The sequence below is a fragment of the Streptomyces asoensis genome, assembly GCF_016860545.1.
Classification (GTDB): domain Bacteria; phylum Actinomycetota; class Actinomycetes; order Streptomycetales; family Streptomycetaceae; genus Streptomyces; species Streptomyces asoensis.
The window spans coordinates 1,621,494-1,636,251 of sequence record NZ_BNEB01000005.1 but is presented as its reverse complement, the minus strand read 5'-3'; the positions used below and the strand labels follow the sequence as shown (position 1 = coordinate 1,636,251).

The 14,758-nt window shown below is 71.2% G+C and carries 19 protein-coding genes; all 19 read left to right on the top strand.

What is annotated here, in order from left to right; translation table 11 throughout:
• The first annotated feature begins 25 nt into the window (after positions 1 to 25).
• Positions 26 to 781: a DNA-methyltransferase gene (locus Saso_RS30155; protein WP_189925654.1), complete on the top strand. Its 756-nt coding sequence runs from the start codon at positions 26 to 28 to the stop codon at positions 779 to 781.
• A 259-nt stretch (positions 782 to 1,040) separates the two neighbouring features.
• Positions 1,041 to 1,583, top strand: a complete 543-nt coding sequence (locus tag Saso_RS30150) for a DUF4913 domain-containing protein (protein WP_189926002.1) — start codon at positions 1,041 to 1,043, stop codon at positions 1,581 to 1,583.
• The gene (locus Saso_RS30145; protein WP_189925655.1) at positions 1,580 to 2,065 is read left to right on the top strand and encodes a hypothetical protein; all 486 of its coding nucleotides are present in this window, start codon (positions 1,580 to 1,582) and stop codon (positions 2,063 to 2,065) included. The genes Saso_RS30150 and Saso_RS30145 overlap by 4 nt, the downstream gene beginning before the upstream one ends.
• An 18-nt stretch (positions 2,066 to 2,083) precedes the next feature.
• Complete coding sequence (locus Saso_RS30140) at positions 2,084 to 2,782, top strand: hypothetical protein (protein WP_189925656.1); 699 nt, start codon at positions 2,084 to 2,086, stop codon at positions 2,780 to 2,782.
• A gap of 16 nt (positions 2,783 to 2,798) precedes the next feature.
• Positions 2,799 to 3,539, top strand: coding sequence for a hypothetical protein (locus Saso_RS30135; RefSeq protein WP_189925657.1), 741 nt, complete (start codon positions 2,799 to 2,801; stop codon positions 3,537 to 3,539).
• A 180-nt stretch (positions 3,540 to 3,719) separates the two neighbouring features.
• Positions 3,720 to 4,013 carry an SH3 domain-containing protein gene (locus tag Saso_RS30130; RefSeq protein ID WP_189926004.1) on the top strand — a complete coding sequence of 98 codons (294 nt, stop codon included), beginning with the start codon at positions 3,720 to 3,722 and terminating at the stop codon, positions 4,011 to 4,013.
• A gap of 95 nt (positions 4,014 to 4,108) precedes the next feature.
• Entirely contained in the window at positions 4,109 to 4,591 is a 483-nt protein-coding gene (locus tag Saso_RS30125) for a hypothetical protein (protein WP_189925658.1), read from the top strand.
• Positions 4,588 to 5,031, top strand: coding sequence for a hypothetical protein (locus tag Saso_RS30120; protein WP_189925659.1), 444 nt, complete (start codon positions 4,588 to 4,590; stop codon positions 5,029 to 5,031). Before Saso_RS30125 ends, Saso_RS30120 begins: the two co-directional genes overlap by 4 nt.
• A gap of 10 nt (positions 5,032 to 5,041) precedes the next feature.
• Complete coding sequence (locus tag Saso_RS30115; RefSeq protein ID WP_189925661.1) at positions 5,042 to 5,455, top strand: hypothetical protein; 414 nt, start codon at positions 5,042 to 5,044, stop codon at positions 5,453 to 5,455.
• Positions 5,456 to 5,497: 42 nt separating this feature from the next.
• Positions 5,498 to 6,340, top strand: coding sequence for a winged helix-turn-helix transcriptional regulator (locus Saso_RS30110; protein ID WP_189925663.1), 843 nt, complete (start codon positions 5,498 to 5,500; stop codon positions 6,338 to 6,340).
• A complete protein-coding gene (locus tag Saso_RS30105) occupies positions 6,337 to 6,840 on the top strand; it encodes a regulator (RefSeq protein WP_189925666.1) in 504 nt (167 codons plus the stop codon). The genes Saso_RS30110 and Saso_RS30105 overlap by 4 nt, the downstream gene beginning before the upstream one ends.
• A complete protein-coding gene (locus Saso_RS30100; protein ID WP_189925668.1) occupies positions 6,837 to 8,072 on the top strand; it encodes an MFS transporter in 1,236 nt (411 codons plus the stop codon). Before Saso_RS30105 ends, Saso_RS30100 begins: the two co-directional genes overlap by 4 nt.
• Before the next feature lie 32 nt (positions 8,073 to 8,104).
• Positions 8,105 to 8,407 (top strand): hypothetical protein, encoded by a 303-nt coding sequence (locus Saso_RS30095; protein WP_189925670.1) that lies wholly within the window; start codon positions 8,105 to 8,107, stop codon positions 8,405 to 8,407.
• 213 nt (positions 8,408 to 8,620) lie between these two features.
• Complete coding sequence (locus Saso_RS30090; RefSeq protein WP_189926006.1) at positions 8,621 to 9,847, top strand: ATP-grasp domain-containing protein; 1,227 nt, start codon at positions 8,621 to 8,623, stop codon at positions 9,845 to 9,847.
• Positions 9,844 to 10,989: an MFS transporter gene (locus Saso_RS30085; protein WP_189925671.1), complete on the top strand. Its 1,146-nt coding sequence runs from the start codon at positions 9,844 to 9,846 to the stop codon at positions 10,987 to 10,989. Before Saso_RS30090 ends, Saso_RS30085 begins: the two co-directional genes overlap by 4 nt.
• Complete coding sequence (locus Saso_RS30080) at positions 10,986 to 11,606, top strand: HAD family hydrolase (protein ID WP_189925673.1); 621 nt, start codon at positions 10,986 to 10,988, stop codon at positions 11,604 to 11,606. Before Saso_RS30085 ends, Saso_RS30080 begins: the two co-directional genes overlap by 4 nt.
• Before the next feature lie 31 nt (positions 11,607 to 11,637).
• Entirely contained in the window at positions 11,638 to 12,504 is an 867-nt protein-coding gene (locus Saso_RS30075) for an SPDY domain-containing protein (protein ID WP_189925675.1), read from the top strand.
• A gap of 30 nt (positions 12,505 to 12,534) precedes the next feature.
• Positions 12,535 to 13,023: a hypothetical protein gene (locus Saso_RS30070; RefSeq protein ID WP_006143140.1), complete on the top strand. Its 489-nt coding sequence runs from the start codon at positions 12,535 to 12,537 to the stop codon at positions 13,021 to 13,023.
• Positions 13,024 to 13,076: 53 nt separating this feature from the next.
• Positions 13,077 to 14,117, top strand: a complete 1,041-nt coding sequence (locus Saso_RS30065) for a SpaA isopeptide-forming pilin-related protein (protein WP_189925677.1) — start codon at positions 13,077 to 13,079, stop codon at positions 14,115 to 14,117.
• Positions 14,118 to 14,758 lie beyond the last annotated feature (641 nt).

Here is a 14,758-nt window from a genome sequence, read left to right as displayed (position 1 = left end):
TACGCACCCGAATAGGGGTCCATCTTTGCCTTTTTCCCTTCACCAGGGCGACGCTCTGGCCGTTCTCTCCGGCCTTCCGGACGGCTGCGTCGACTCCGTCATCACCGACCCGCCGTACAACAGCGGTGGCCGGACCGCGAAGGAGCGCACCACCCGCTCCGCGAAGCAGAAGTACACCTCCGCCGATGCCAAGAACGACCTCGCCGACTTCACCGGCGAGAACATGGACCAGAGGTCCTACGCGTTCTGGCTGACGCAGATCATGACCGAAGCGCACCGTCTGACGAAGACCGGCGGGACCGCGCTGCTGTTCACCGACTGGCGTCAGCTCCCGACGACGACGGACGCGATCCAGGCCGCCGGGTGGCTGTGGCGCGGCGTGCTGGCCTGGCACAAGCCGCAGGCCAGGCCGCAGAAGGGCCGCTTCACCCAGAACTGCGAATTCATCGTGTGGGCCAGTAAGGGGCCGATCGACGGCTCCCGGAACCCGGTCTATCTGCCCGGCATGTACTCGGCGTCGCAGCCCTCGGGCGCGCAGCGCCGGCACATCACGCAGAAGCCGGTCGAGGTGATGCGCGAGCTGGTCAAGATCAGCCCCGAGGGCGGCACGGTCCTCGACTTCTGCGCCGGCTCCGGCTCCACGGGCGTGGCCGCTCTGCTGGAAGGCCGGGACTTCATCGGCGTGGAGAAGACCGAGCACTACGCGTCGATCGCGGCCGACCGGCTCACCGAGACGATCCGCCGGACCCTCGCGCAGGACGACGTGGACCTTACCGGCTGAGCCCCGTCCTTGCCTGCTACCAAGGCGACCGGCTCCCACTCCCCACGCGTAGCCGTCGGCGAAATACCGCCGCAGTGGCCGTGCAGCTCGCCGGATGGGCCGCGCGCCGACGCTTCTGTCCTTTTCTCATCCCGTGTCTCGTAGGAGGCCGAGCTTTTCAATGCCCGAATCAACAAAGTCGCCTGACGATGGCGAGTTGGAGCCGGTTCGTATCCCGGACCGACAGCTGGAGGGAATCGAGGCGAGCGTGCGGCGGCTCATGGAGCAGTCGGCGCAACAGGCTCAGCAGCTCGACCACCTCGCGTCCGCCCCGCCGCCCAGCGGATCACCGTTCGCGGCCTTCGGCATGCCAGGACTCGGTGGGCCGCCTCCCGCCGCTCCACCGGAGCCCCGCCCGATCCTGGAACTCGACGGAGAAGAACGCGAGGACGAACTCGACGCCCTGTCCGACTGGGTGGATGACTTCTTCCTCCCGGTGTACGGGGCGGAGGTCACCACCGCGGCACCCTGGTGCCTGCAGTGGCAGGAGCACGACGACGTCGTGGCCTGGCTCCACGCCCTGTGGCTCGCCTACCAGCAGCACAAGGATCCCGAAGCCGGGCTGTCCGGCCTGTTCGTGTGGCACCGGGACTTCCTCACCCACGCCGTCGCGGCGATCCGCGCGCCGGGTGGGCCGCTGTCGGCCTGCATGACCTCGCCCGACCGGCCCGCGCACCGCCTTCTGCCCGGCCCGCCGCCGTCCGTGCGCACGGAGACGGCGAACACGACACAAGCCGCCGAACCGCACGAGCCGACGTCATGACCGCGGGAGCGGGACAGCCCGCCTTCGCACTGAGCTTCGACCCCCGCGCGCTGACCGATCTCCTCCAGGCCCCCAGCGACATACGCGACCTCACCCTCGCCTACCTGCAGGAAGTCGTGAACGCGCAGCGCTTCGGCCTGTGTCTCGACGGTGACCTGGAGGGATTCAGGAAGCTGTTCGTGGACTCGCGCAAGGACTGGCGTGTCGTCTACGGCGTCCGCCCGGCACCCGCAGAGTCCGCGCATCCCAAGGAGATCCACGTCGTCGCCATCCGGCCGCGAGCAGGCAACGACGTCTACGACGAGGTCGGCCGCCGCCTGGGGATGACCCATCGGCCGCTGAGCGCCCGCACCCACGCGGCACGCTCGCGTTCCCCGCAGCTGACCACCCGCGCTCCCGTGACCCGGCCCGGTCCGCCGCCCACCGCACTGCCGGGGCTGCCCCGTCCCGCCCCAAACCCCGCGCACCGTCACACCCGCTGAACGTACAGAGGTCCGCCTATGCCCCCTCCACCCGCGCCGGCACCCGCCCGGCGTGCGGTCTCCCCGCTCGACCACCGCCTCGAAGCCGTCACCGGGCACGACATCGACACCCTGTGGGCCTACCGCGACCGCGAAGTCCTCGACGAGCAGCACGCCCAAGTGGTCGACCGGCACCGTGAACTGGCTAAGGCCCAGACCAGCGTCACCTTCTACCTCCGGCTCCTCAACCGCCTGTCCAGCGGCGAGTTCGACGTCGACAGCGCTCTAATCACGCGCCTCGACCGCACCGTGGACCAGCTGGAAGAGGCCGCCGCCGCGCGGGACGCCGCGGCTAGGAAGGTGCTCGCCGCCCTGGAGCCCATCGAAGCCGCAGCGGTGGCTTCCGCGCGCGACGCCCGGCAGCTCTCGACGGACGACCAGGCCGCGCTGCTCGCCATCGCCGGCGGCGCCAAGCTCTACGAACACCTGCTGACCGGCCGGATGTCCGTCACAACCGCCTCCGGTACCCGAATCCCTCATGCCGCCCTGCAGCAGTTGGAAGATGCCGGCCTGGTCGTCCGGGACACCGGCGACCCCGTGCACGTCGGCCAGCCGGTCGCGCTCACCGACGCCGGACGGGCCGCGCTGTTCGCCGCCCGCCGGGCTCCCACGGTGCAGGCGCCGAAGGTCCCGGCTCGCCCCGGCGCATCGTGGCTCACCCCGGCGCAGCGGCGCTGACCTCACCGAAAGGCTCTTGTTGTCTCCGACCGACCCGGCGCCGGGCCGGAAGTCCATCCCCCAAGTCGACTTCGATCTGGACGACCTCGACGCCGACGAGGAGAAATACCTCGACTTCTACCGCAAGGTCGCCGTCCACGAGGACATGCTCGTTCCCCTCGCCGAACACCACGACGGCCCGCACAGCTACTACGTCCTGTTCGACCGCACCACCACCTGGGGGCACCCCGGCATGCCGCAGGTGCTCGCCGTGCATCTGCAACGGGACCGCGAGAAGCGGACGTTCAGCTTCGAGCATGCCCCTCTGCCGCTGCCCGCGATGGCGCAGTCCTGGCTCATCCACCGTGGCTGTCCGTCCGATGCCATCGCCCTCGCCCCACTGGGCCCGCCGCCAGCGGACGAGGCCACGCGCGCGCTGGAGTTGCGCCTCGCCGGCGACGGCGACCACTACGCCATGGGCTACTCCTACACCAGCGACGACCCGGACGACATGGTCATCGTCGTGGCCCTGCGTGCCCTGGACGAGCGAGCTCCCTCGCCGTTCCGCGTCGTGGTCGAAGAGGTCGACACCGAGACGTGGACGCACACCCTGCGCGAGGGCGGCTTCGACACGCTCGGCGAGGCACTGCAGTGGTGCGACGACCGCCTCGCGGGCGAGGCCGGCCCTCTTCCGCCGGTCCGCCCGGCAGCCGCAGTTAGCCGCCCGGCCGGCTTGCCGAAGGCTCCTGCCCCGCGCCCGCCCGGCCGCTCACGCTGAGCGTCAAAGCCGACCAGGGCGGCGCAACATAGCCGACGATCGCCGGTTAGCCAAACCGGCGAATATCCGGACTCTTATACAGCCGCCGGGACAACACCCGCGGCACCTTCCCCGCAATCCCTATGCCTTCACGGAGGTTTCTTCCGCATGCGCTCCACCCGAATTGCCATATCCGCAGCCATGCTCGGCGCACTCGCTCTGCCTGTGCTGTCCGCCACCACCGCCAGCGCGACCCCCGCGAGCAGCTGCTCGTCCCAGCCGCCGCTGCCGTACGAGGTACACACCAAGGCCGTGACCATCCGGTCCAAGGCCACCACGAAGTCCACCGCGCTCGGCGTGCTCTACAAGAGCCACAATTTCACCGTGCACAAGAAGAGCGGCAACTGGCTCTACATCACGGACAAGACCACCGGGGTCAAGGGCTGGGTCTCCGGCACGTACGTCTACCGCGACGTCCGAATGTGCCTGGACTGACAGAGCCCAGCAGGTGCCCGTAAGCGGCTCAGCCACCGGGTACGGCAGCCCCTCCCACCCCAGGGATCGGCCTTTCCAGAACAGGAGATTTCCCTTTGCCCGATGGCATATCCGATGAGTCTGAGGATGTCGTGGGCGTGCTCACCGAACGGATCGAAGCGCGCTTCGACATGGGCATGGACCAGTTGAAGGCCGCGGTCGCCGCCGCGCCGACCGCGAATCCCGATGCCACCGACGTCGTCAAGTGGCATGGCCTTCTCGTCGAGGCCCAGTCCGTGCTGGAGCGTGCGGAGGACGACCTCCTCGCTGCGCTGCAAACCCAGCCCAGCGAGATCGACGATCCGGCGATGGGCCTCGCCCACCGGGTGAACGCGGCCGTCACCGCCCGCGACGGCCGAGCCATGGTCGTGCGCTGGCTCCTCGACCCGGACGCCCCGGGGAAGAAGGACCTCGCCGCCCAGCGCCTCGCCCGCCTCCGGCCCCGAACCGGCCCGGCGGTGCAGACCAGCGTTCCCCACCGGCCCGCCGGCACAGCCGCACCGGCATCGGCGTGGCGGCCGGCAAGGACCGCCCGATGAGCCGGGACAAGGCCAGCACCATGGACGCCGACCTGCAGAAGGTCTTCGGCAACCCGCTACCCGAGCTGCACGAGACGGCTGCCAGCCCAGGTGCCTCGCCCGCGCTCGCCCGTGCCCTGGAGCTGCATTCGTTCCTGGCGCTCACCGAGGAGCAGGTCGCCCGCGTCCGCGACCGCGTCCACGCCGACATGGACCCGGACCGCGACATGGGCGAACTGTCGGCGGACAAGCTCCGCTTCGACGCGCAGTGGCTGGAAGCCGCACTGGAGGCCCGCGACGGCTACCGCGCCGCCCTCGGCGGACTGCTGCGCACCATGTCCCCGCCTGCCCAGCAGGCTCGGCCCGTGCGAACGGCTCAGCTCAGGGCCACCGCAACCCTGCCCCCGTCTGCCGCCCCGGCACCGCAGCGTGCCGGGGCGGCCCGGGCCCGCCGACCGTGAAAGCCCACGCTTGCCCCACCTCACGTCCACCGACATAGCCGGACGGATCGAGGACTTGTACTGCGCGCCGCTCGCCGACCTCGAAGCCCACGCCCAGGACCAGCCGCCCGGCATGCTCTCCGCCCTGCTCGGCATGCACGACGACCTCGCCCTCGCCGAGCGCAGCATCGACGTCCACCGCGACCACCTCGCCCGGCTCATCCACCCCGAGCGGCAGATCGACCCGCACGAGGTCTCCCACCTCCTCGACGGTGCACGCCGGCTCGCCGAAGCCGTCGCCGTCCGCGACGTCCAGGCCAAGTCGGTCGCCGCCGTCCTGCAGAGCCTGGCCCGCGTCCCGGCCCCGACGCCTGCCCCGCCGGCTCCCTCGCCGTCCGTTCCAGCTCCGCCTCTACCGGTGCCGAGCCCGGCACACAGCCGCTGACCCAGGCGATCTCTCTCTTTCCTTCACCCAGGAGTTCCTCCCTTGGCCATCACCGCTCTGCCCCCTGACACCGACGCCGACATCGCCCGGGTCACCGAGGCCCTCGCCATGATCACCCCACGCTGGAACGTGAGGATCCTCCTGGCCCTCTCCGGCCCGCCGCTGCGCTACAGCGAGCTGGCGGCCAAGGTGTCCTGGCTGCAGAACGGCCAGCTCCACCCCAAGCTCAAGTCTCTGTGCGACGCCGGACTCGTCGAACGCACCGAACACACCGCACGGCACGTGAGCTACCGCCACACCGAACGTGGCGCGGCCCTGCTGCCGGTCCTGCCGGTGATCGTCACCTGGGCCGAGGAACACCTGGAGAAGGCGGACGGTCCGCTGCCCGCGATCGAGCAGATCGAGGACGGCCTCACCCTGCTCACCCGGCGCCACGCCGCCGCCATCCTGTGGGTGCTCAAGTCCCGACAGGAGGTCAGCGGCCGGGCTCTGGCCCGGATCGTGATGCCCAGCAGCGACTGGACCAACATTTATCCGCCGCTGCGGCAGCTCGTCGCCGACGGCCTGGTCGACACCGACGGCATCGGCCAGCCCTACCGGCTGTCCGCAGCCGGTGACGGCCTTGGCCCCGTGCTCGGCGCCCTGTCCGCCTGGTCCGCCGGGCAGAGCCTCGACCAGGCGGCCCAACATCCGGTCTGGGGACACCCGCAGGCGAAGCCCGCGCCGAGGCCGTGGCTCAGCAGCCAGCCACGGCCGACCCCCGCGGCGCTCCCACCCGCTCGCACGACCGCATCCTCTCCGGCGTGGCACCACCGCGATCTCTTCTCGCACGGTACGACCGCCCGCCCGAAGGCAGCCATCCCGGCGGGAGGCCCGCGCCGATGAGCACCCCCTTCACCCCTGCCGAAGTACGCCACGCCGTCGAACTTCTCGCCTCGCGCTCCTTGATCCGCCTGGTCACCGAGATCGACGACAACGGCGCCATACCGCCGCGACGGCTGGCCGGCACCCTGCCCGACCTCTCCACGCACCAACTGCGAAGCGCCTCCGACACGGCCCGCGCCCACGCCCTCGTCCGGATCGCACCCGGCTCCGGTCTCGAACTTACCGAGGCAGGAGCGGAGTTGGCCGACCTGTACGACGCGATGGCTCGCTGGGCCCGGCGTCACGCCGTCCCGGCCCCCGTCTGCGAGTTCAGCCGCCGTATCCGGCACGTCCTCGACCTGTTGGCACCGTCGCTCTCCACCGAGCGTGCCGACGCTCTCTCTCCGCTGACCGGCGACGGTGCCGAGGCGGGGCTGGCCCGTCCCCGCACCCTCCTGATCCAGTGGCTGGCCGACAACCCCCAGGTGGCCAGGGTGCCCGAGCCTGAGCCGGTCGCGTGAGCGCAGCGGTCACACCGCGGCACGCACGCCACACCGGCGGGCTGATGCGCAGCATCTACCTGCCGCGCACGGCGGACGCGCTGGCGTTCGCGACGTCCACCTACGGCATCCCGCTGCTTGTCCTAGCCACGACGCGATCCGCTGCGCTGACGGGCGCCGCCTTCGCCCTGGAGTGGATTCCGCGGCTGGCCGCGTTCGGGTGGGCCGGCTCGGTCGTTGACCGGCGCGGTGCCTCGGTGGTCTTCCACCTTGCCTCCCTGGGGAGGGCGCTGGCCCTCGCCGCTGGCGCGGTCCTGCTCCACCTCCACCCGTCCGGCACCGTGGCGGGCGCGACCGTGATGGTGCTGGCGGCGACGACCGGCGTGCTCACCGAGTTCAGCTATATCGCGGCCGAGACCGCGGGCGCCGCCGCCGGACGGCGAGCAGGACGGCGGGCCCACCGTGTCCAGGCCGTCCTGCTTGGCATCGACCAGACCGCAACCCTGGCCGGGCCGGCGTTCGCCGCAGTGCTCCTGCTCGCCGGGCCGCCGCCGATGCTCGCAATGATCAGCGTGCTCTCGCTGCTGGCTGCCATGCTCGCCCTGCGCACCCCGCCCTCGCCCGTGGCACCGGCCCGCGCGCCGAAGGGGCAGTCCGGCGCCGGACTGCTCACCGGGTGGCGCACCATCCGCTCGCTGCCCGCGCTCGGCTGGCTCGTGACCGGGCTGACCCTGTCCAACCTGGCCACCGGCCTTCTCCAAGCGGCCGGCCCCGTGATCGTCGTCAAGCACTTCGGGCAGTCCACCACCGCCGTCGGCCTCGTCTGGTCCGCCGCTGCCGCAGCGACGCTCCTCAGCGTCACATTCTGCCGGTTTGCGATCGACCGCCTCGGTCTGTGGCCGGTCGGCGCCGCCTGCGCCGCCCTCGCCTCACTCGGCTGTCTCGCCGCCGCCCAGGCCCCCGACTACCGGTCCTACCTCGTCCTAGTCGCGGTCCTCATGGCGGGCGAAGGAGGCATGACGGTCGTGCTGCGCACCCTGCGCTCCCGCCTGATCCCTCCGGAGAAGTTCGGCAGCACCCTGTCGGCGACCATCCTCATCCTCCTGCTGCCCTTCCCCGTCGCCGGCGTACTCACCGCGCTCACCCCGCCCGACGCACTGGGACACGTCATCACCGCATGCGCCGCCCTGCAGGCCATCGGCCTGTTCTGCTCCTTCGCCCGCCTTCGCACCGATCCCGTCCTGCGCACCTGACCCTGCTGCGTCCTCAGCCTGTGGAGAACTTCATGTCTATCGCCGCCCTCGGATCGCACCGCGCGACCGGTCGCACCATCACCGAGCGGTTCCACGCTTTCGACGCCCACAACCCGAACGTCTACCGGGCCCTGGAACGCATGGCCGCCCGCCGTCTGGCCTCCGGCGCCACACGCGTCGGCGTGAAGGACCTCTTCGAGGACCTGCGCCGCCAACTCCCGTACGGGGTCGCCGGGCTGAACAACAACTTCACCGCCCTCTACGCCCGTCGGCTGATCAGCGAAAACCCGCACTGGGCTGCGGCGTTCGAGTTGCGCCGCCGTCGTGCCGACTGACAGCTCTCGGTTTCCTCCCGCCTAAGCATCCTCGGCCGGCACCGACTTCGCCGCTCTGCTCCGCCGGCCCCGCTCGCGGCGGCTGCTCGCCGGACACTCAGCGGCCCTGCGCCGCCGAGGGCCGCCGTCCACATATCCCTGCCCCCTCTTTAGATTCTGAGGAGCCTGTTCTTGCCCGACCGTCCTGTCGTCCTGGTCGTCGCCGCATCCGACATGGAGGCCGAGGCGTACCGCGGGTACTGCCTTCAGTCCGTGGCCGCCGTCTACGACGTCGTCCTGATCACCGGCGAAGAGCCCTCGTGGGAGACGCCGTACCTGCGGGACTGCGTGGTCGTGTCCGATCCGACCGCCCAGGCGGCGCTGTCCGCCGCCGGCCGGGACCTGGCCGACCGCTACGACCTTGCCGGCGTGTTCACCTGGACCGAGTGGTACCTCGTCCCGGTCGCCCGCCTCGCCCGCCAGCTCGGCCTGCCCACCACTGCCCCGGAAGCCATGCAGGCATGCCGCAACAAAGCCACCTCCCGTACGTTGTTCGCCCGGCACGGGGTTCCGTCGGCAGCCTCGGTGAGCGTGCGCACGCGTGCCGAGGCCCAGGTGGCGGCCGAGCGGATCGGCTACCCGGTCGTGCTGAAGCCCGCCGCGCACGCGGCCAGCATCGGGGTGATCCGCGCCGACACCCCCGAACAGCTCACCGCCGCCTTCGCGTTCGCCGACCAGGCGGCCGGGCTGGGACTCGAGTCCACGAGCGTGCTGGTGGAGGAGTATCTCGACGGACCCGAGGTGTCGGCCGAGTGTGTCACCTACGGCGGTGAGACCACCGTGGTGGCCGTCACCCGCAAGACGGTCAGCGCCCCGCCGTATTTCGAGGAACTGGCCCACTCGGTCGACGCCGCCGACCCACTGCTCGACGTGGTCGCACCGGCGGCACGCGCCGCGATCCACGCCCTGGGAATCACCGACGGCGTTTCCCATGTCGAGATGCGGCTGGTCGACGGCCGGCCGCGGCTGGTCGAGGTCAACGGCCGGATCGCCGGTGACATGATCGGCCATCTTGTCCAGCTCGCCACCGGCATCGACCTGCCGCGCACCGCCGCCGACATCGCCTGCGGCCGTGCCCCCGACCTCACCCCGACCCGGTCCTCGGCCGCCGCGATCCAGCTGCTCTACCCCGACACCTCCGGCACCCTGCTCCGCCTCGGATTCGACGGCGTCAGCCCGCGCTGGCTGGAACGCGTGCACTTCCAGCACCAGGTCGGTGACCAACTGCTCCTGCCGGCCGACGGCGGCAACATGTTCACCGCGCGCATCGGCTACCTGATCACCACCGCGCCCACCGCGGACCTCGCACAGGCCCGTGCCAAGCAGGCTGTGCGCCATCTGCAGGTCGCCCTGGTGCCGCACACGGCCGACGAGCCTGCTGCGGGTGGCCGCCCCGCATGACCCGCGCCGACGCTTCCGTGCGCCGCAGCCGTGTCCTGCTGACCAGCTACTTCCTCGGCCTGGGCGTGGTGATGGCGGTCTGGGGCGCCCGGATGCCGGCCGTCCAGCACGCCGCTCACCTCACCACCGCCGGCCTGTCGCTCGTCCTGCTCGCCGCCGCTGTCGGCATGGTTGCCGGACTGCAGGCCGGCGGCCGACTCGCCCGGCCCGACCGACTTCCCCTGCTCCTGATTGGCGGAGCTGTCGCACTGGGAGCGGCTCTCGCCGTGCTGGGGCAGTGCCGGACGCTGACCTCGCTACTCGCGGCGGCTGTCACCTTCGGTGCCGCGCACGGTGTCCTGGACGTCGCCGCCAATACCGCGGCGGTTCGCTGCCAGAACGCCGCCAGCCGGCCGGTCATGTCCTCCCTGCACGCCGCGTACTCGATCGGTGCCCTGGGCGGTGCCGCCCTGGCCGCTGCCACTGCGCGCACAGCCCACAGCGCCTTGTTTATGGCCACCGGCCTCGCGCTGACCGCGACCGTGCTCGTGGCCGGGCCACGCACCCTCGCGCTGAGCGGCGCCGACCAGCCCAAGCTGCCGGAGCCCCAGGGGGCCGGTCAGGGCCGGGCGGGAGGTGTGTGGCTGTTGGGTGCGCTGGCGGCTGCGAGCCTGCTGGGGGAGGGGGCGGCGGCCGACTGGGCCGCAGTGCACCTGCACACGCTGCACGCCACAACCGCCCTCAGCGCGACAGCGTTTGCCCTCTACAGCATGGGCATGGCGATCGGCCGGCTCACCGGCGACTGGCTCACGACCCGCTTCGGCGCTCCTGCCGTGGTCCGAACCGGCGCTGCGCTCGCCGCCGGCGGACTGACCACCGGCGTCCTGGTCGGCAGCGTGCTTGCGGCGCTGGCCGGCTGGGCGGTCTTCGGGCTCGGCCTGTCCAGCGCCGTCCCCTCCCTGATCACCGCCGCCGGCAGACACGGCCCGAGGGCCGTCGCCACGGTCTCCGTCACCGGCTACCTCGGCCTCCTCGCCGGCCCCGCCGTCATCGGCGCCCTCGCCAGCGCCACCACCTTGCCCACGGCCCTGCTGCTGCCCGCCCTCCTCGCAGCCGCTCTCGCCGCCCTCACCCGCCGAGCCCTGGAGAACACCGCCCCTTGACCCGCCCCACTGGCCCCGACGCCGTCATCCTTGACTACAACGGCGTCCTCGGCCTGCAGCCCACCCGCGCCCAGTGGCTACGGCTGGCCCGTACCGCTTCCTGGCCCGAAGACGATCTCGCAGCATTCCAGCGCGTCTTCTGGAACGCCCGCGACCTCTACGACGCCGGCCAGCTCAGCGACCTGGCGTACTGGGCCCGCGTCCTCGGCTTCCATCCGGGCCCCCGCCTGTTGCGCGAACTCCTCGCCGCAGACACCGACATGTGGACCGCGACCGACGAGGGCGTCCTGTCCGTCCTGCGCCGCGCCCATGCCACCGGACTGCCGATGGTGCTGTTGTCCAACGCACCCGCCCACCTCAGTACGGTGCTGGACACCCACGACTGGCGCCGAATGATGACCCAGGCGCTCTACTCGGCCCGCCTGCAGCTGTGCAAGCCCGACCCGGCTATCTACCAGCAGGCGCTGGCGGCCACCGGGGTCGGTGATCCACGACGTGTCCTGTTCGTGGACGACCGCCCCGACAACTGCCAGGCCGCCGCCCGCTTGGGCCTTCGCACGCTGCACTACACCGGCTCGACCGACGCCCTACGAGCAGCTTTGCTGCCCGCTGACTGACTCATCCGCCCACGCCGCCAATCAGGAACCCGTGTCCCTCCACGACGACCCCCACACGCCTGACGGAGACGTCTTCGTCTCACCGCGCCATCTCGCCAGCAGCACCAACACCGGCGACCCCGCCCTCACCCCGCTCATCGACCATGGCTGGGACCTCCAGCACGACGACCTCGGCAACGTGTACGTCAACGCTCCCGACCGGCGCATGCGCCTGGGCTACCTGCCCGAAGGCGAGGACGACGGGCTCTGGCGCATCAACGCCTACAAGGACCAGTTTGGCCCGCCGACATGGGGCGTCTGTTTCAACGACCGCGTCCCCACCGAGTTCGTCCAGGCGTTCACCACCGCCCTCGCCACCGCTTACGAACAGGGGCCGGACGCCTACCTCGCCAGACCGGTCTCGGGAACCGACGAGCACGATCCCTTCCTCGCCGTCGTGCCTCTCCTGCAACAAGGCTGGGAGATCGACCGTCCCCGCTGGGGCGTGTTCGCCGTCCAGGCCCCGGACGGCCTCGCCGGTCTGGAGTTCACCACCGGGGACCTCGATCCGGAAGCCGAGCTGACCACCCGTGACGCTCGCTGGCAGCTGTGGGCGGGAAGATCCATCGACCGGCCCGTCTGGTACGCGACGGCCAGCACCGACACCCCCGTCGCCCTGCTCACCGCAGTCACCCAGTGCGTCGCCGATCCGGCTCCGCTTCCCCGGTGGCGCCAGGACACCCTCAGCTACATCGAGGGCATGGCCCAGCTCACCCCCATCATCCCACCGCAGCCGCAGGCCCCAACTCCGCTCGACGTGCAGCGGGCTGCCTCTCGTCGGCCGGCCGCGCTGCCGGCTGCGAGTGTCCCTCGGTGGAGCACCAACAGCCGACCGGCCCTGCCCGGCCCGCGCCGATAGCGCCGGCTCGTCCCCGACCGGAGATCCCCCTTGTCCCTGCACGCCGCCGAGTTCTTCGCCGAACTGTGCCTCCCCTTCCACGACCACGCCGTCGTGGGCGCCACTTACTTCGCCGCCCCGGTCCCGGGCGCACCGCTGCGGCTGCGGATCGACTTCACCGCCACCATCCACGCGGACACCTACGGCGGACTTCGTGTGGCGGTCATCCACCCGGACCGCGGTGAAATCGACGTGGTCGCCCTCAGCTTCCTCGATCACGGCACCTTCCACCGCCGCGACGAAGCCCACAACACCCGGCCGAACACCAAGCAGTACGGCACGTTCAGCACCAACCGCCGCCCCGGTCGGCCACCCTGGGAGGGAGCCGTCACCACAGGGCTGCGCGACGCCATCGAGCAGTACACCACCGTCTGGTTCCCCGGCGCCTGGGCCGCGACCACGCCAAGCCCCGCGGCGAGCCGCGCAGCGCACCGGGCGCCCGCCCCGCCAGCCACCCGCAGCCAAGCCCGCACCCGCTGAATCCCCGTGCGGTGACCGACCTTCCACCAACCGATCAAGGAGCCCCCTTCCTCGTGCACGCTCGTTTCGTCCGTGGCGCCGTCCGATCCGCCGCAGTCGTCGCCGCAGTGACCGGCACCCTCACCTGGGCGCCGGCCGCGAACGCCCAACCCTCCGAACCGACCCCCTCCGCGTCGGCCACCGTTGCCGACACACCGGCCCCGGACGCGGGCAGCGTCGAGATCACCACCAAGGACACGGCCGGCGATGGGCTCCCCGGCGCCGCGTTCCTGCTGCTCAACTCAGCTGGCCAGGAGGCCGGACACGGGACAACCGACGCGCAGGGCAAGCTGACCTTCCCCGACCTCGCCCCGGGCATCTACCGACTCAAGGAGACCGCCTCCAACAGCCCGCTCCACGAGGTTGTCGCCGACCAGGACGTCATCATCACGCCTGGCGTCACCACGCGACTGACGATCACCGACCCATTCAAGGCCGCCAAGGTTCTCCTGCAGGCCAAGGACGACAAGACCGGCAAGCTCCTGCCCGGCGCAACGGTGAACATCGGCACCGGCACATCGACGCTGCTCATCCTGACGACCGGGGACAAGGGCACGGCCTCAGGGGAGCTGCCGGTGTCGAGCCGGAACATGGAGTTCTGGGTCAAGCAGGTCAAGGCACCCGCCGGATACGACCGCTACAAGCCGTCCAAGACATTCACCGCGGGCCCCGGCGCTCCGGTGACGGTGACCGTTACCAACACCAAAACCGCCACCAGCCCGAAGCCCCACCCCTCGGACAAGCCGACGTCCAAGCCCACCGGCACCCCGACTCCTGCGGACACGCCGGGCGACGGGACCGGCGGGGTCAAGCCCTCAGCGCCGGACACCGGTACAGCGGATGCTGACTCCTCGTCCACCGCAGCCACGGCCCCGGACAGCGACTCCTCGCCGCCGACCCCGGCAGGCTCCCTCGCCCACACCGGTGCCGACGCCACGCCTTGGATCGCCGCAGGCGCGGGGATCCTCGTCATCGCGGGCGTCGTCACCCTGGTCGCCGTCCGCCGTCGTACGACGACCGAGTCCGAGCCCGACGACAACAGCAAGACCAACTAGCCGAACATCAACCACCGCCGCAGGCCCCCGTGAAGCGAATCCGGGGGCCTGCTGGCGTCTATCGACGCCGAACCGCACCGTTCAGAGCATCATCGAGGACCTGGAACAAGTCGGCTACCTCACACGGGAGCGAGACGGGCGGCGCACGCGATACTTCCTTCGCCCGGATGGGAGGCGGCGCCATCCGGAGGAGGCCCCATCTGCGCCTCGCGACGCTGCTGGAGTTGTGTGTCCGCCAGGACCAACAGGGTGCAGCCGGCGGTTCCGTAGACTGCCGTTCCGCCACGCAGTCGTGATCCACCCTGGACACTGAGGGGCGGGCGCGTGAGCACCTGAGCACCACGCACGCTGACGCTCAGTCGGCGCTCACGGACGCACAATCGGTAGGGAACTTCCCGCCACACCAGCGGCCCGTGATGCCCTTGACGCTGCGGACCGCCCTTGGGGGTGCCGATGAGGACCAGCGGCCGGTGATCAGTTCCCGCCTCCGACTGTCGGCCGCGCCCCAAGATCAGCGAATCGTCTCCGTGCGTACGGTGCTCCAGCTGGCCGACGGCAGCTGACCTACCGCCCTGTCATCCAGGTTGGGTGAGCGGCTCCCCGGAACGCACCGCCACCGTTCGGGGTCGGTTGATGTGGAG